At 70.4% G+C, this 15,797-nt stretch carries 13 protein-coding genes and 1 pseudogene; 8 read left to right on the top strand and 6 right to left on the bottom strand.

What is annotated here, in order from left to right:
• Positions 1-19: 19 nt before the first annotated feature.
• Entirely contained in the window at positions 20-1,039 is a 1,020-nt protein-coding gene (zapE, locus tag MUG78_RS13855) for a cell division protein ZapE (RefSeq protein ID WP_246995723.1), read from the bottom strand.
• Positions 1,040-1,142: 103 nt separating this feature from the next.
• Here zapE and MUG78_RS13850 point away from each other — a divergent pair, with 103 nt between their 5' ends.
• Genes MUG78_RS13850 through MUG78_RS13835 form a run of 4 tightly spaced genes read left to right on the top strand, consistent with a single transcriptional unit; the run spans position 1,143 to position 5,713 of the window.
• Positions 1,143-2,159, top strand: coding sequence for an asparagine synthase C-terminal domain-containing protein (locus MUG78_RS13850; protein WP_246995721.1), 1,017 nt, complete (start codon positions 1,143-1,145; stop codon positions 2,157-2,159).
• Complete coding sequence (locus MUG78_RS13845) at positions 2,159-2,881, top strand: dihydrofolate reductase family protein (RefSeq protein ID WP_246995718.1); 723 nt, start codon at positions 2,159-2,161, stop codon at positions 2,879-2,881. The genes MUG78_RS13850 and MUG78_RS13845 overlap by 1 nt, the downstream gene beginning before the upstream one ends.
• The gene (locus MUG78_RS13840) at positions 2,878-4,446 is read left to right on the top strand and encodes an alpha/beta fold hydrolase (protein WP_246995716.1); all 1,569 of its coding nucleotides are present in this window, start codon (positions 2,878-2,880) and stop codon (positions 4,444-4,446) included. The genes MUG78_RS13845 and MUG78_RS13840 overlap by 4 nt, the downstream gene beginning before the upstream one ends.
• A 31-nt stretch (positions 4,447-4,477) precedes the next feature.
• The gene (locus MUG78_RS13835; protein ID WP_246995714.1) at positions 4,478-5,713 is read left to right on the top strand and encodes a glycosyltransferase family 87 protein; all 1,236 of its coding nucleotides are present in this window, start codon (positions 4,478-4,480) and stop codon (positions 5,711-5,713) included.
• Here MUG78_RS13835 and MUG78_RS13830 read toward each other — a convergent pair.
• Positions 5,685-6,479 carry a thioesterase family protein gene (locus tag MUG78_RS13830; RefSeq protein WP_246995712.1) on the bottom strand — a complete coding sequence of 265 codons (795 nt, stop codon included), beginning with the start codon at positions 6,477-6,479 and terminating at the stop codon, positions 5,685-5,687. The two genes, MUG78_RS13835 and MUG78_RS13830, sit on opposite strands and share 29 nt — an antisense overlap.
• A 42-nt stretch (positions 6,480-6,521) precedes the next feature.
• On the opposite strand from MUG78_RS13830, the gene msrB reads away from it, so the two are divergent.
• Positions 6,522-6,950 (top strand): peptide-methionine (R)-S-oxide reductase MsrB, encoded by a 429-nt coding sequence (gene msrB / locus MUG78_RS13825; RefSeq protein WP_246995710.1) that lies wholly within the window; start codon positions 6,522-6,524, stop codon positions 6,948-6,950.
• Between the two features lie 4 nt (positions 6,951-6,954).
• Here msrB and hemQ read toward each other — a convergent pair whose 3' ends face one another.
• Positions 6,955-7,650: a hydrogen peroxide-dependent heme synthase gene (hemQ, locus tag MUG78_RS13820; RefSeq protein ID WP_246995708.1), complete on the bottom strand. Its 696-nt coding sequence runs from the start codon at positions 7,648-7,650 to the stop codon at positions 6,955-6,957.
• Between the two features lie 239 nt (positions 7,651-7,889).
• Between hemQ and MUG78_RS13815 the strand changes: the two are divergent.
• Positions 7,890-8,846: pseudogene (locus tag MUG78_RS13815) on the top strand (DUF222 domain-containing protein); the annotation flags it as partial.
• A gap of 603 nt (positions 8,847-9,449) precedes the next feature.
• Here the strand turns inward: MUG78_RS13815 and hemG are convergent.
• Complete coding sequence (gene hemG, locus MUG78_RS13810; RefSeq protein WP_246995706.1) at positions 9,450-10,826, bottom strand: protoporphyrinogen oxidase; 1,377 nt, start codon at positions 10,824-10,826, stop codon at positions 9,450-9,452.
• On the bottom strand, positions 10,823-11,848 hold the full coding sequence (gene hemE, locus MUG78_RS13805) for a uroporphyrinogen decarboxylase (RefSeq protein WP_246997060.1): 1,026 nt from the start codon (positions 11,846-11,848) through the stop codon (positions 10,823-10,825). The genes hemG and hemE overlap by 4 nt, the downstream gene beginning before the upstream one ends.
• Positions 11,849-12,007: 159 nt before the next feature.
• Between hemE and MUG78_RS13800 the strand changes: the two genes are divergently transcribed.
• Together MUG78_RS13800 and MUG78_RS13795 are read left to right on the top strand one after the other, a co-directional pair.
• Positions 12,008-12,643, top strand: coding sequence for a DUF3000 domain-containing protein (locus MUG78_RS13800; RefSeq protein WP_246995704.1), 636 nt, complete (start codon positions 12,008-12,010; stop codon positions 12,641-12,643).
• The gene (locus tag MUG78_RS13795) at positions 12,640-13,899 is read left to right on the top strand and encodes an HRDC domain-containing protein (protein ID WP_246995702.1); all 1,260 of its coding nucleotides are present in this window, start codon (positions 12,640-12,642) and stop codon (positions 13,897-13,899) included. Before MUG78_RS13800 ends, MUG78_RS13795 begins: the two co-directional genes overlap by 4 nt.
• On the opposite strand, the gene dxs is transcribed toward MUG78_RS13795, so the two are convergent.
• Positions 13,874-15,742, bottom strand: coding sequence for a 1-deoxy-D-xylulose-5-phosphate synthase (gene dxs / locus MUG78_RS13790; protein WP_246995700.1), 1,869 nt, complete (start codon positions 15,740-15,742; stop codon positions 13,874-13,876). The two genes, MUG78_RS13795 and dxs, sit on opposite strands and share 26 nt — an antisense overlap.
• Positions 15,743-15,797 lie beyond the last annotated feature (55 nt).

Genomic DNA, 15,797 nt, shown 5'->3' with positions numbered 1-15,797 from the left:
GCCGGGCTGGAACGAAAAACTACGCGGCGGTCTCGGCGAGGCGGGACAGGGCGAGCAGACGCGAGATGGCGCGCAGGTACTTCTTGCGGTAGCCGCCGGCCACCATCTCGGGCGTGAAGATCTCGTCGAGCTTCACGCCGGAGGTCACCACCGGGATGTCGGCGTCGTACAGACGGTCGGCCAGCGCCACCAGGCGCAGCGCGACGGCCTGATCGGCGGCCGGGTGGACGTCGCTGATGCACACCAGCGTCACGCCGTCGACCAGCGACTTGTACTTGGACGGGTGCAGCTTAGCCAGGTGCGCGGCGAGGTCGTCGAAGCTGTCGAGCGTGGCGCCCGGGGTGGCCTCGGCCTGCGCGACGAGCTCGGCCTCGGTGGCCGGTTCCGGCGCGGGCGGCAGGTCGCGGTGACGGTAGTCGGGGCCGTCGACCCGCACGCTCTCGAAGATCGACGACAGCTTCTGGATCTCCCGCAGGAAGTCCTGGGCGGCGAACCGGCCCTCGCCGAGCTGGCCGGGCAGCGTGTTGGAGGTGGCGACGATCGAGACGCCGCGCGCACTGAGTTCGCTGAGCAGCCGCGAGACCACCATGGTGTCGCCCGGATCGTCGAGCTCGAACTCGTCGATACACAGGACGGTGCGGTCGGACAGCCGCTCCAGCGAGTCGGTGTAGCCGAGCGCGCCGACCAGGTTGGTGACCTCGCCGAAGGTGGCGAACGCCTTGGGGCCGGGCATCGAATGGAAGATCGACGCCAACAGGTGCGTCTTGCCGACGCCGAAACCGCCGTCGAGGTACAGCCCGATGCCCTGCGGAGTCGTGGCCTTGCGGAACAGGCCGCGCTTACCGCTGCCGGCGCGGATCTTGGACGCGCGCGCCACGAAGTCGCGGGCCGCGCCGACCGCGGCGGCCTGGCTCGGCTCATTCGGGTCGGGGATGTACGAGTCGAAGCTGACCTCGTCGAACATCGACGGAGGGACCATTTCGCCGATCAATGCGTCCGCAGCGATCACGGGATTTCGGTCGGAGAGATGAGCCACCATGGGCAGAGCGTAACGAGTGACTCCTTGGTATCCCACTCACAAGCGTGCTAAGCGACTTACCTCACACCGAAGTGCCCCGACCAGCCGCTGTTAGGGTGGCGCCATGGGTTCTGTCGGGGAGGTGGCGGGTGTGCGCACCGCAGCGCAGGCGGCCGAATACGTGGCCGACGACGCCGAGGCGATGGCCTACCGCAGCACCACCGTGCTGACCGACCTGGATCGGGCCGCCGACGCGGTGACCGATCTCCTGCGCGCCCGGATCACCGCGGTGCTGGCCGACCATCCCGGCCCGCCCGGACTGATGCTCTCCGGCGGCATCGACTCCATCCTCGTGGCCGCGGTCTGCGCCGACCTGGGTCTGCAGCCGCAGACCCTCACCGTGGTGACCGACGTCGACGGCGGCCTGGAAGACCTGCGCGGGCGGGACGTGGCCGCGCTGCTCGGCTTCGAGCACCACGTCGTCGACCTCGACAACGAGCGCCTCGCCGAGGCCGCTGCCGCGTGCATCGCCGCGCTGGGCACCTGGGAGCTGTGGGAGATCACCTCGGCGATCCCGGTGCAGGCCGCCTTCGCCCGCTTCGCCGACCTCGGTGTCGGCCCGGTGCTCACCGGCGCGGGCTCGGATGCGCTCTTCCTGGGCGGTTCCCGCCTGGCCGTCGAACCGGACGCACCGGAGGCGATCGACGAACTGCGCACCAGGGTGCGCGCCAAGGTCACCGCCAATTTCACCCGCGAGCGCCTGATCCCGGACTACTACGAGCGGCTGCTCGACGACCGCGCGGAGGAGTTCGTGCAGGTCTTCCAGACCGCGGCGTTCTGGCGGTTCGCGATGGACACCCATCCCACGCTGCTGTGGCGTCCCGGCCCCGACGGCCGCGGCTACGACAAGGCGGTCCTGCGCCACGCCGCCGTCCGACTCGGCATCCCCACCGAACTCGCCTGGACGGTGAAGTCTCCGCTGCAGGTGTCCTCGGGCGTCATCGGCGCCCTCGCCCAGTCCGCGCGCACCGACCTCGCCGCCCAACCCCACCAACTCACCTACGAGGATCCGCGCACCGAACCCCTCGAGCACACGGTGGTCCGCATGTTCCTGCGCGGCCTCAGCGAAGGCGGCCGCTGATGGTGTCCACCCTGTCCCGGACCGAACTGCTCGACGCGTACGCCTGGCCGGCCGGCCCGTGGCTGCGCACCAACTTCGTCTACAGCCTCGACGCGAGCCTCACCCGCGACGGAGTGTCGGCCGGATTGTCCGGCCCCGCCGACAGCGCCGTCCTGCACCGGCTGCGCGGCGGCGCCGACGCCGTGCTCGTCGGCGCGAGCACCGCGGTGGCCGAGAACTACATCGGGGTGAAGCTGCCCGACGCCGAGCAGCAGGCACGCACCGCACGCGGGCAGGGCGGTCCGCCGCCGCTGGTGGTGGTGACCAGGTCCGGGCAGATCGGCGAGCCGTCGCGCTTCCTCACCCACACCACGACCGGCAACTACCTGCTGCTGACCACCGACGACCCCGCCGCCTATGAACGCGCCGCCGGCCACGTCGAACGCTCCGAGGGCACCATGACGCTGCTGCACGCCCCCGACGGCCTCGGCCAGGGCATCGGCCTGCTGCACGAGCGCGGACTGCTCCGCATCCTGTGCGAGGGCGGCCCCCATGTGAGCGGCGCGCTCGCCGCCGAGGGATTGATCGACGAGCTGTGCGTCACGCTGTCCCCCGCGGCTGGCGGCGAAGGGCGCGGCGGCACCACCCCGCAGGCCACCGACGAGTACACGCCCGCGTTCGTGGCCGCCGTCGACCATTTCCTCTTCACCCGCTGGATCCGCCGTCAGGAAGGCGACGCGTGACCGACTTCTTCACCCGCTCCTCCCGAGGGGCGCTGCTGGCCGTGCTGACCTCGGTCACCGTGCTCGCGACCGCCTGCACCGCCGGACCGGCTCCGGGACCGAAGGTGGTGCACGGCGACGGCGGCGACGCCGCAGCGGAGGCCGACGCGAACCGGTTGCCGACGCTCTCCGCTCCCGAGCGCGATCTGAACTATTCCGACTGCGGGTCGAAGCTGGCCGACAAGTACGACGTCGACGCGCCCGACACGGTGCAACTGGACTGTGCGGCGTTCCAGGTGCCGGTGAACCCCGACGACCCCGACAGTGCTCCCCTGCTGATCACCGTGGTCCGCGGCAAGCTCGCCGAGACGCCCGCCGATGCGGCGCCCCTGGTGCTGACCACCGGTACCGACCTGCCGAGCTCGCGCCTCGCCATGAACTTCGGTTCGTCGACCCTGGCACCGCTGCTGGCCAAGCATCCGATCGTGGCGATCGATCGCCGCGGCGTCGGTCAGTCCGCCCCCGTCGACTGCCTCACCTCCGAGCAGCGCTCGACGATCATCAACGACGGCGCGTCCGGCTCCCGGGACGTCGAGGCGCGCACCACCGCGCTCGCCAAGGCCGCCCGGGAGGGCGCCGACATCTGCAACGACACCCTCGAGCCCGACCAGCTCAAGTACGCCACCGTCGACGCGGCCGCCGACATCGAGCAGCTGCGCGCTCGCTGGCAGGTGGACCGCATCGGCATCGTGGGCGTCGGTCAGGGTTCGTCGGTCGCGTTGGCCTACCAGGCGCGCCACCCCGGCAACGTGGGCCGCCTGATCCTGGACTCCCCGATCGGCCTGAACACCCAGGCCGCCCCGGCCGCCGCCGCCACCGCCGCCGGCGTGCAGAACTCGCTGAGCACCTTCGCCCGACGCTGCACGGACGTCGGCTGCTCCCTCGGCTCCGACGGCCGGTCCATGCTCAATCGGCTCATCGCGGCCGGCGCCAGCGGCGCTCTGCCCGGACTCTCCGACACGTCGATCCTGACCGCGATCACCACCGCGCTGGCCGTGGGCCCCACCGATCCGGACGGCCTCAAGAAGCTCGCCGACGCCATCAGCGCCGCCGACCGCGGCAACGCCGACGCACTGAAGGATCTGGCCGCCGCCAGCCGGTCCCTGCGCGACACCGACGGCCAACTGCTCTCCCGGTGCAACGACATGCTCGGCCGCCCGGGCCTGGCCGACATCCCGAAGCTGGCCCGCACCTGGGGCGCCGACGCCCCGATGACGGCCAACTCGGCGGCGCTCTCGCTGGCCCGCTGCGACGGCTGGGGCAATGCCGGTGCTGCGCCCGCACCGTCGTCGTTCCCGATCCCGCCGCTGGTGCTGCTGGGCCTGAACGATCCGATCAACGGCCTCAAATCCGCCGAGGCGCTGACCCCGCTGCTGGTCACCACCGGCGCCGAACCGGTGAGCGTCAGCTGGGACGGTCTCGGGTATTCGGTGCTCACGCGCAGCGAGTGCGCCGCGCAGCTCGTCGTCGACTATCTCGGCGACGAACGCCTCACCGGTCCCGCCGAGCGTGCGTGCCCTGCCTGAGGATGCAGCGACGTGTAGTAGGTTCGCTCAGGTGAGCGTCATGGACCGGTACCTGTATCCGCGCGTGGACACCCCGCGCATCCTGTCAGTGATGCTGTGGCCGGTCGCGGTGATGATGATCTTCCACCGCTCGGTGATCCTGGCGGTCAACGGCTCGCGCACCGACGATTTCAGCACCGTCTACAACGCGGCACTGAACTTCCTCAACCGCAACCCCGTGTACGCCGAGAACTACACCACGGTGGACCCGCACTACCTGTATTCCCCGTCCGGAACCCTGCTGATGGGACCCATCGCGGTCCTCAACCCCGACCACGCGCGCTGGACGTTCATCGCGGTGTCGGTGATCGCCCTCATCGCGTCGGCCTACCTGCTGGTCCGCCTGTTCGGCTACCGCGCCGACTCGTGGGTGTTCCCGGCCGTGCTGTTCTTCTTCTTCCTCACCGAGTCGGTCGCGAACACGCTGATCTTCACCAACTTCAACGCCTTCGTGCTGCTGGGTCTGGTCGGCTTCCTGGTCCTGATCCGCAACAAGAAGGACTACTGGGCGGGCGCCTGCATCGGTCTCACCCTCGCCGTGAAGCCGGTCCTGGCACCGGTGCTGCTCCTGCCGCTGCTGCAGCTGCGTTGGAAGGTGTTCATCACCGCGCTCGGCATCCCGGTGGCGCTGAACATCATCGCGTGGCCGCTGATCGTCGACGCCCGGTCGTACCTCGACCGCACCGTGCCGTACCTGTCGGAGACGCGGGACTACTACAACAGCTCCATCTCCGGCAACGCCCTGTACTTCGGCGTCGCCGACTGGCTGGTCATCGTCCTGCGGATCGCGTTCGTGCTGATGGCGATCTTCTCGCTGTGGTTCCTGTACCGCTACTACGCCAAGACCGACGAGCTGCTGTGGCTCACCACGTCCACCGGCGTCCTGCTGGGCACCCTGTTCCTGTTCGGCTCGCTCGGCCAGGGCTACTACTCGATGCTGCTGTTCCCGCTGATCATGACCGTGTTCCTGTCGGGCTCGGTGATGCGCAACTGGCCGGCCTGGCTGGCCGTCTACGGCTGCCTGTCGTTCGACGTCTTCGCCTCCAGGGAATGGGAACCGTTCGGCCGTTACCTGGAGTACAACAAGGTGCCGCTGGGCTGGTCGCTGCTGATGATCACCGTCTTCTGCGTCCTGCTGTTCCGCTGGCTGGACATTCGCGCCATCGACGACGGGGAGCCCGCCGCCGACGACGCGCCCGTCACAGCTCCGTCGCCGGGCGCAGCGTAAGCGACTGCGCGAGCATGCCCACCGGGCCGTGCTCGTCGTGCAGCGTCGAGCTCGTCAGGCCGAGTCCGCCCGCACCGAACGCCACCCGGGTGTCGTAGCCCACCCAGCGGCCCTCCGGCTGGCGGAACAGGTGCAGGGTCAGGTCGACGTTGGGGTACATCCACTCGTCCGGATCCTGCCGCCAGGAGATGCCGTTCGCCAGGTCCAGGAACTTGGTGTAGTCGCCGAGCGGCGTCGCGGACTCCCCCTCGATCAGTGCGACCTCGGAGCTCGCCCACGCCTGCGCGCGCCCCTGGATGGTCGCGGCGGACTGGACGGCCGTCACGCTGGCGATCATCCCGCCGCGCCACCGCTTGAGCCACGACTCGTCGACGCAGTCGGCGCGGCTCGGCATCGGGTCGCAGGCGTGGCCGGCCGCCGCGGAGGTGTCCGACGACGCGAGCAGCCAGCCGCGGGCCCGCAGCGTGGTGCGGCCGCCGATCACCGCGGTCGCCTCGACCAGCTCGATGGTGCGACCGGGCCGGACCACCTCGATGCCGATCTCGATCTCCGCGCGGGCGATCTGCCCGAGCACCTCGACGCACACCCGGCTGAACACCAGCGCCGGAGCGTTCTCCAGGCGCCAGCGCTCCAGGAAGTCGATCACCAGGCCGGCCACCGGCGCCAGGTGCAGTTCATCCTCGCGCCAGGCGCCGGTGGCGTGCTCGGTCGGCAGGAAGCGGTGGTCGTCGATCCGGGTGAAATAGCTCTGGGCGGTAGCGGTCATGCCCCCAAGCTAACGCAGTGCGATGCGCGCTACCGTGGAGGGATGAGCGCATCGCCGGAATACCCCACCGATCCCCAGGCCCTCACCGACGCCGACTGGCGCGAACGCTTGAGCGCCGCCGAGTTCCGCGTGCTGCGGCAGGCCGGCACCGAGGCGCCGTTCGTCGGCGAATACACCGACACCACCACCGAGGGCGTCTACCGCTGCCGGGCGTGCGGTGCGGAGCTGTTCCGTTCGGACAGCAAGTTCGCGTCGTCGTGCGGGTGGCCGTCGTTCTTCACGCCGCTGGCCGGCGACGCGGTGATCGAACGCCGCGACAACACCTTGGGCATGGAGCGCACGGAGATCCTGTGCGCTACCTGCCACAGCCACCTCGGCCACGTCTTCGCCGGTGAGGGCTACCCCACCCCCACCGACCTGCGCTACTGCATCAACTCGATCAGCTTGACGCTCGACGAGGCCGAGGCCTGAGCCGTCAGGGCAGGGCGTTGACCAGCGCTGCGGTCTCCACGCGCGGACCGGTGAAGAACGGGGTCTCCACGCGCACGTGGTAGCGGGCCTCGGTGGCGCGCAGATCGCGCATCAGGTCGACGATGCGGTGCAGTTCGGGCGCCTCGAAGGCCAGCAGCCACTCGTAGTCGCCGAGCGCGAACGCGGGCACCGTGTTGGCGCGCACGTCCTTGTAGTCGCGGGCGGCCTTACCGTGGTCGGCGAGCATCTTGCGGCGCTCGTCGTCGGGCAGCAGGTACCACTCGAACGACCGCACGAACGGGTAGACGCAGATGTAGTCGCCCGCGGCCTCACCGGCGAGGAAAGCCGGGATGTGGCTCTTGTTGAACTCCGCCGGGCGGTGCAGCGCAGCGCCGCTCCAGAAGGGATCGCTGGCGCGGCCCAGCACGGTGGTCCGCCGGAAGTCGCTGTACGCGGCCTGCAGCTGCTCGATGGTCTCGGCGTGCCACCAGAACATGAAGTCGGCGTCGCCGCGCATGCCGGCGACGTCGTAGACACCGCGGACCACGACGCCAGACTCTTCGAGCCCGGCCAGGAAGCGGTCGAGATCGGCGATCGCTGCGGCGCGGTCGTCGCCCAGTTCTCCCGCGCGGACGCGGAAGACCGAGAACATCAGGTAGCGGACAGTGGCGTTGAGTTCGGTGTAGTCCAAGCGAGCCATGCCCCCCATAGTGCCACTGCCCCGTCCCGCACTCGTCACCAGGTAAGTCGACCTTCCCCACTCGCGGAACCAGATCGACCAGCGACACGAAGACACTGGTCAGCGCCCCGGAACCAGCACCGAAAATTCCTGGAAGTATATTATTTCGAACGCTTGTTCTTATAGTTAGATCGGCGTAACGTGGAGTTAGCACACCAGATCGATCGGTGTGGCTGGCTCGCTCGGGGAGGTGAGTAGGCATGACGAAGCTCGCCGCTTCCGCCTGGCCGAAGGCGGACTTGGCTGCCGTCGGCATGCCCTCGTCCAGCGTTTCCCTCTCCGAGCTCTCGACCGGCGACCTCGCCGAGGCCGTGCACTCGATCAAGAACGGGCACTGCTACCTCGATTGGCGGCTGTTCCAGTTCGCGCTGTCGATGTTCGACCACGTCCAGGCGGTCAGTAAGAACGTGGCGATGACCCAGCGGTCCGTCTTGGACCTGGAAGCTCAGACCGCCCTGGAACTCCAGATGAGCCTGGACAGCACCGATCACTTCGCGCGGTCGTTGCTCGACGACGCCGTGTGCGCCCGCGATCGCCTGCCCGCGGTGTTCTCGACCATGCGGCTCGGGCTGATCGACCGGGCCCGGTTCCATCGGATCGTCGCCGAAACCCAACTGGTCCAGAACGACGAGACCATGGCGCTCATCGACCAGACCTTGGCTCTCCAGATCATGGGGCTGCGGGGCGGGGTGTCGTCGATGTCGATCACCAAAACCGGCCACATGGCCCGCCGACTCGTCGCCGAATACGACCCCGACGCCGAGAAGCTCGACCGCGACCGCGCGAAGGCGTCTCGGAACGTCGGGTTCCAGGCCCTCGACAGCGGCATGGCACAGATCTCCATCACCGCCACCGCCGAAGACGTCCGCCTCGTCCGGCAAATGCTCGACGCCGTGATCGCCGGCCTCTGCCCCGACGATCCCCGCACCAAAGCGCAAGCCCGCTCCGACGCCGCCATCGCACTCCTGCAACACGCTCCGTTCACCTGTCGGTGCGAAAGCGACGGCTGCACCGCCCAGATCAGCGACGTGCACCTCGACGCCCGGGCGGCGCGGATCGTCGTACACGTCCTCTGCGACGCGACTACGCTCCAGGGCGGCGATCAGTGCGGCTATCTCGACGGCTACGGACCGATCTCCGGCGACCACGTCCGACAGATCGCCGAGCGCGACGACGCCGTGATCCACCAGCACGACCTGAACGACCTCCTCGAACCCAACCCGGAGCGGGAAGGCGACGACCTCGACGAGGCGGCGGTCCACCGAAAAGGACCCCGCCCCGACAGCCCGGACGAGTGCCGGGCCGATGACCCACGCCCCGACCCGGAAAAGGACGAAAATGCTACGGCCGCAAGCGAATCCGCGGCCGGATCCGACGCCGAGGCAACCGACGGCGAGTCCCCGCCCCGCTTCCTGATCGCGAAAACCGCGCTCCCGAGCGACCCGTATCGCCCGAATCTGCTCACCGACCTCGTCGCACGCTTCCTCTGGGGCACCTGCTCGATCCCCGGCTGCGAACGGGCCGCCTTCGCCTGCGATCTCGACCACGTCGCCGAGTACGACAACATCTGCCCATCCCAGGGCGGACCCACGTGCGTTTGCAACCTATTGCCCAAGTGCCGCTTCCATCATCTGATGAAAACCCATCTGACCGGCTTCCTCGACGAGCTCTGGATCGACGACGAAGGGCGCTACCACTCCAGCGTGACCACCCCCGGCGGGACCGTACGAGGCACAGCAGGCTGCGGGCGAGCCGCCGTTCTAGCCTTCGGTCAGGCCCGCGACGATGCGGCCGGCGGCGCGACGTGCGGCCCCGATACAGGCCGGAACACCTACTCCGTCGACGGCGGCCCCGGCGAGGGCCACGCCCACGGGCAGCTGATCGAGGGCGGTCGCCATCGCTGCCAGGTGACCGGGGGCGAAGTGCGGCAGCCCGGTGGGCCACCGCTGCACGGCCACCGACTCCGGGACCGGCGCCGGCAGCCCGGCCGCGGCGAAGACCCGCTCGAGATCGGCGAGTGCCGCCGCGACCAGTAGATCGTCGGTCATCGTCACCGGCTCCCCCAGCCGTCCGAACGACACGCGCAGCACCGGCGGCCCGGCCTCCGCCAGGTGCGGCCACTTCTGCGTCGACAGCGTCACCGCCTTCATCGCCAGATCCGCATCGGTGGCCACCAGGACCCCCGAATGGTCCGGCAGCACGGCGCCGGGCGCCAGCACGCAGGCCACCACCGCCGAGCCGGCCGCCTGCACCGCGCTCAGGGCAGCAGCGGCGTCCGCGGCCACCGAGGTCAGCATCGGTCCGGCCTGCCACGGCGGCACGGCGACGATCACCGCGTCATAGGACGCGGCCGCGCCGTCGGCGTCGGTCACCGTGTAGCCGGGACCGTCGGCGTCGATCGCCACCACCCGGGCGCCGATACGCACCAGCGCCCCGGACGCAGCGCGGAGAGCCTCGACCAGGGTTCGGTAGCCGCCCCGCAGCGCGCCGAAGACCGGTCCGGAGTTCTGTGCGGCGGCGACGCTGAGTCCGGTGACAGCCGCGGTGAGCGACGGTGCCCCGGCATCCAGTGCCCGGGCCAGCCCAGGAATGGTCTCGACCAATCCGAGTTGATCGGCCCGCGCCGAATACACGCCGCCGAGCATCGGGTCGACGCTGCGCGCCACCACCTCGTCGCCGAACCGGTCGCGCACCAGGGCGCCGACCGAGATCGGCGTACCGGGATCCCAGCTCCAGTCGCGCAGGGCCTCGTCCGTGATCGTCGCGCGTACCCGCTCGTCGACCAGGTCGCCGAGCGACCCGGGTCCGGTCGGGATGCCCATCACCGCGGGCGTCGGCAACGGGTGCAGTCCATCGCCGGACCACAGCGCCGGACGCAGCGGCCCCGGCGCACACACGTGCTCGGCCAAACCGAGTTCGGCGACCAGCGCGGACGCCTCCGGACGCCGGACGATGAACGCTTCGGCCCCGACGTCGACGGGCAGGCCGCCGATCAGCGGGGTGTGCAGCAGCCCGCCCAGCCGGTCGGTGGCCTCGAAGACCTCCACCAGCGCTTCCGCGCCGAGCGCACGGCGCAGCGCGTAGGCCGCGGTGAGTCCGGAGACCCCGCCGCCGACCACCGCGACGCGCACGCTCACAAGGTGTGGATCAGCTCGACTGCGCGGGTGATCGCGTCCGCGTCGGTGCCCGGCATCACGCCGTGCCCGAGATTGAGGATGTGGCCGCGGGCGCCCGCGGCCACCGCGCGCTCACCCTCGCCGATGATGCGGCGCAGTTCGCGTTCGAGGACCGCGTCCCCGGCCATCAGGACCGTCGGATCCAGGTTCCCCTGGATGGCCACGCCGGGTCCGACGCGGGCGGCAGCCACATCCAGCGGCACCCGCCAGTCCACGCCGATCACGTCGGCACCGACGTCGGTCATGGCGGACAGCAGCTCGCCGGTGCCCACACCGAAGTGGATGCGCGGCACGCCGTAGTCGGCCACCTCGGCCAGCACGCGCGCCGAATGCGGCGCCACATAGGTGAGGTAGTCGGCCTCCGACAGGGTGCCCGCCCAGGAGTCGAACAGCTGCACCGCATCGACGCCGGCGTCGAGCTGGGCGCGCAGGAAGGCGATGGTGACGTCCGCGATCTTGCCCATCAGCTGGTTCCACAGCTCCGGATCGGCCCGCATCATCGTCTTGGTGCGCTCGTAGGTGCGGCTCGGTCCGCCCTCGATGAGGTACGACGCCAAGGTGAAGGGTGCACCGGCGAAACCGATCAGCGCCTTCTCCGCGGGCAGTTCGTCGAGGATCAGCCCGATCGCGGTGGTGACCGCGCCGACCTCCTCGGCCTCCAGTCGCGGCAGCGCCGCCACATCGGCGGCGGTGCGCACCGGATCGGCGATCACCGGGCCGGTGCCGGCCACGATGTCGAGGTCCACTCCGGCCGCCCGCAGCGGCACCACGATGTCGGAGAACAGGATCGCCGCATCCGTGTCGTGCCTGCGGACCGGCTGCATGGTGATCTCGCACACCAATTCCGCGTCGAAGCACGACTCCAACATGCCGCGATTGGCCCGGATCGCCCGGTATTCGGGCAGTGAACGCCCCGCCTGTCGCATGAACCACACCGGCCGTCGCGCCGGATCTTGCCCGTTCGCGGCCGCAATCAACGGCATGGCGTCCCCGGACCGTCGCATCCTCTGCACCTGACTCATGGGGTCCACTGTGCCATGTCTGCGGAGCACCGCAGAACCGGTGACGGCGCCCACACCGGGCACATCCGTCAGCGGCGCGCCTCCGGGCACAACGCCATCGCGAGGCTTACCGTGACGCGTGTGACAACAGGAGCACAGCCCGAACCGGTCGACTTCACCCGCGCCGTCGCGTCCTTGGACGAGGCCGTGGTGCGGCCGGAGATAGAGGTCGGTTCCATCCGTCCGCCGCAGCGACTGGCACCCTACAGTTACGCCCTCGGCGTCGAGGTGGCGCCGCCGGACGTGGGCGAGGGGTCGGGGGCCGCCGACTCGGCGGGCAGCGCGTTCGGTCGCCTCGTGCTGTTGTACGACCCGGCCGGACAGGAAGCGTGGAACGGCACCTTCCGGATGGTCGCCTTCATTCAGGCCGAAGTGGAAGCCGACCTCGCCAACGACCCGCTGCTGCCGGAGGTGGCCTGGGAATGGCTCACCGAGGCGCTCGGCGTCCCCACCGGCGACACCGAATCGGCAGTGCTGCTCGGCAGCGAATCCCCGGCCGTCCTGGCGCTCGGCGGCACCGTCACCGCCACCACCTCGGTCCGGTACGGCGACATCGCCGGCCCGCCGCGCGCGCATCAACTCGAACTCCGTGCCTCGTGGACCGCGAGCAGCCCCGCCCTGGCCGGACACCTGGAAGCCTTCTGCGAGGTCCTGGCCAGCGCCGCCGGCCTGCCGCCCACCGGCGTGGCCACCCTCGGACGGCCGGTCGGCCAGTGAGCGAGGCGGGGAACCCCGACCCCGGGCAGATCGACGAGGCGCAGAACCCGATCCGGCCGCTGTTGGCACCCGCCGACGGTGTTCCCGACCTGCTGAGCACCCCCGAGCAGTTCGAGCGCGCCGCCGAACTCCTCGATTCCGGCACCGGCCCGATCGCCCTCGACACCGAACGCGCCAGCGGCTACCGCTACTCGCAGCGCGCCTACCTGATCCAGGTGCGCCGGACCGGTGCGGGCAGCTTCCTGATCGACCCGATCGAGCATCCCGAGGCGTTGGCACCGCTCGTCGAGGTGCTCGACGGCCCGGAGTGGATCCTGCACGCCGCCGACCAAGACCTGCCCTGCCTCACCGAACTGAACTTCCGCTGCGCCACGCTGTTCGACACCGAACTCGCCGGCCGTCTGCTGAACCTGCCCAAGGTGAACCTGGCCGCGATGGTGGCCGAGTTCCTGCAGCTCGGCCTGGCCAAGGGCCACGGTGCCGCGGACTGGTCGCACCGCCCGCTGCCCGACGAGTGGCTCAACTACGCCGCGCTCGACGTGGAAGTCCTGGTGGAGCTGCGCGATGCGATGACCACCGCCCTCGACGACGCCGGGCGGCTGGACTGGGCCGCCCAGGAGTTCGCCTACGAGCTGGTGAAGCCAGCGGCGCCGCCGCGGACGGACCGCTGGCGTCGTACTTCCAACCTGCACACCCTGCGGACTTCGCGCCAGCTCGCCATCGTGCGGTCGCTGTGGACGGCCCGCGAGCAGGTGGCCGCCCGCCGCGATGTGGCGCCGGGCCGGGTCCTGCCGGATTCGGCGATCATCACCGCCGCCACCGCTGCCCCGACCACCGAGGCCGCGCTCACCAGGCTGCCGGTCTTCGGCGGTCCCCGCCAGCGCCGCCAGGCCAAGGTGTGGATGGGCGCCATCGCCGACGCGCTCGCCCTGTCCGACGCCGATCTACCCCCGCGCAAACAGGCCGCCACCGGTCCCCCGCCGCTGAACCGGTGGGAGCAGCGCAATCCCGACGCGGCGCGCCGCGCACACGAGGTGCGGCCGGCGTTGAAGGAACTCGCCGAGACCACCGCGGTCCCGATGGAGAACATGCTGGCCCCGGACACGGTGCGCGAGCTGTGCTGGCAGGGCCTGGCGCAGCATCAGGTGGCCGACGTGGACACCTGGCTGGCCGGCCGCGGGGCGCGGCCCTGGCAGCGCGATCTCACCGGCCAGCCGATCGCCGAAGCGCTCAGCCGAGCGTCGGATCCGAGCTGATCGTCTTCACCAGCGCCTCGGCGGTCAGACCGAAGTCGTTGAGCAGTTCGTCGCGCGTGGAGTGCGTCGCGAACTCCTGCGGCACACCCAGCAGACGCACCGGGACGTCGACGTGCGCCGCCGAAAGGGTGCGCGCGATCGTCGCGCCGACTCCGCCCTGCACGCCGCCGTCTTCCAGCGTCACCACCAACCGGTGTCCGCGGGCCTGCTCCACAACGGAGTCCGGCACCGGAAGCACCCAGCGCGGATCGACGACGGTGACGCCCACGCCCTGCGCGGAGAGCTCCTCCGCCACCTGAACGCCCAGGCCGGCGAAGGCGCCGACCGCGACGAGGAGCACGTCGGCGGTCGCCGAGCGATGGAGCACGTCGACCCCGTCGCGGAGTCGTTCAAGCGCGGGGATCTCTTGCGGCACAGCGCCTTTGGAGAACCGCACTGCCGTCGGACCGTCGGCGACGTCGAGCGCCTCGCCCAGTTCTTCGCGGACGCGCTCGGCATCGCGCGGCGCGGCCACGCGCATGCCCGGCACGATCGCCATCAGCGACAGGTCCCACATGCCGTGGTGGCTCGGCCCGTCCGGGCCGGTCAGACCGGCCCGATCGAGCACGAGGGTCACCGGGAGGTTCAGGAGCGCCACGTCCATCAGCAGCTGATCGAAGGCACGGTTGAGGAAGGTGGAGTAGATGGCGAGCACCGGGTGCATGCCGCCCAGTGCCAGCCCGGCGGCCGAGGCCATGCCGTGCTGCTCGGCGATGCCGACGTCGAACATCCGCTCCGGGTGGGTCTCGCCGAACGCCCGCAGGCCGGTGGGGCCGGGCATCGCGGCGGTGATCGCGACCACCTCGGGCCGCAGTTCGCCCTGCCGCACCAGTTCCGCGGAGAACACCGACGTCCAGTCCTCGGCGGCGGTGCCGTGCGCCACGCCGGTACGCGGATCCATCTTGCCGGTGGCGTGCATCTGCTCGGCTTCGTCGTTCTCGGCCGGGGCGTAGCCCATGCCCTTGCGGGTCACCGTGTGCACGATCACCGGACCGCCGAAGGCCTTGGCCTGGGTGAAGGCTTCTTCCAGCGCCGCCTGATCGTGACCGTCGACCGGTCCGACGTACTTGATGCCGAGGTCGGAGAACATGGCCTGCGGCGCGACGAGGTCTTTGACCCCGCTCTTGAGGCCGTGCAGCACGGCGTACGCGGCGGTGCCGACCACCGGCGCCTTCTGCAGCATGGTGCGGCCGCCGGCCAGGAACTTCTCGTAGCCCGGCTGCAGGCGCAGCCCGGACAGGTGGCTGGCGAGGCCGCCGATGGTGGGTGCGTAGGAGCGACCGTTGTCGTTGACCACGACCACCACCGGACGATCGCCGTCGGCGATGTTGTTCAACGCCTCCCAGCACATGCCGCCGGTCAGGGCGCCGTCGCCGACCACCGCGACCACCGTGCGGTCGCTGCCGGCCAATTCGAAGGCCTTGGACAGTCCGTCCGCGTTGGAGAGTGCCGCCGAGGCGTGCGAGGACTCGATCCAGTCGTGCGGGCTCTCCCGCCGATCCTGGTAGCCGGTCAGGCCGTCACGCTGGCGCAGCGTGTCGAAACCGTCCTTGCGGCCGGTGACGATCTTGTGAACGTAGCACTGGTGGCCGGTGTCGAAGAGGATCGGATCGGTGGGCGAATCGAAGACCCGGTGCAGCGCGAGCGTCAACTCCACCACCCCGAGGTTCGGCCCGAGGTGACCGCCGGTCGCCGCCACCTTCTCGATCAGGAATTCCCGGATCTCGGTGGCGAGTTCGAGCATCTCGTCGGCGCTGAGCGCGCGCAGGTCCGCCGGCGAATCCACCCGATCGAGCACTCCCATGCGAACCTCCTACGCGGTCGACGACCATACGTCCGTGAGCGCCGTCAATCGGCGC

Source organism: Gordonia alkaliphila (assembly GCF_023017165.1).
Classification (GTDB): Bacteria; Actinomycetota; Actinomycetes; order Mycobacteriales; family Mycobacteriaceae; genus Gordonia; species Gordonia alkaliphila.
Note: the sequence above shows the minus strand (reverse complement) of the source record. Positions and strands in the feature narration are given on the sequence as shown.

What these genes read in the sequence shown, in the direction of transcription:
- zapE (WP_246995723.1), bottom strand. Translation starts at nt 1,039, where the DNA reads ATGGTGGCTCATCTCTCCGACCGAAATCCCGTGATCGCTGCGGACGCA.
- MUG78_RS13850 (WP_246995721.1), top strand. Translation starts at nt 1,143, where the DNA reads ATGGGTTCTGTCGGGGAGGTGGCGGGTGTGCGCACCGCAGCGCAGGCG.
- MUG78_RS13845 (WP_246995718.1), top strand. Translation starts at nt 2,159, where the DNA reads ATGGTGTCCACCCTGTCCCGGACCGAACTGCTCGACGCGTACGCCTGG.
- MUG78_RS13830 (WP_246995712.1), bottom strand. Translation starts at nt 6,479, where the DNA reads ATGACCGCTACCGCCCAGAGCTATTTCACCCGGATCGACGACCACCGC.
- msrB (WP_246995710.1), top strand. Translation starts at nt 6,522, where the DNA reads ATGAGCGCATCGCCGGAATACCCCACCGATCCCCAGGCCCTCACCGAC.
- hemQ (WP_246995708.1), bottom strand. Translation starts at nt 7,650, where the DNA reads ATGGCTCGCTTGGACTACACCGAACTCAACGCCACTGTCCGCTACCTG.
- hemE (WP_246997060.1), bottom strand. Translation starts at nt 11,848, where the DNA reads ATGCCGTTGATTGCGGCCGCGAACGGGCAAGATCCGGCGCGACGGCCG.
- dxs (WP_246995700.1), bottom strand. Translation starts at nt 15,742, where the DNA reads ATGGGAGTGCTCGATCGGGTGGATTCGCCGGCGGACCTGCGCGCGCTC.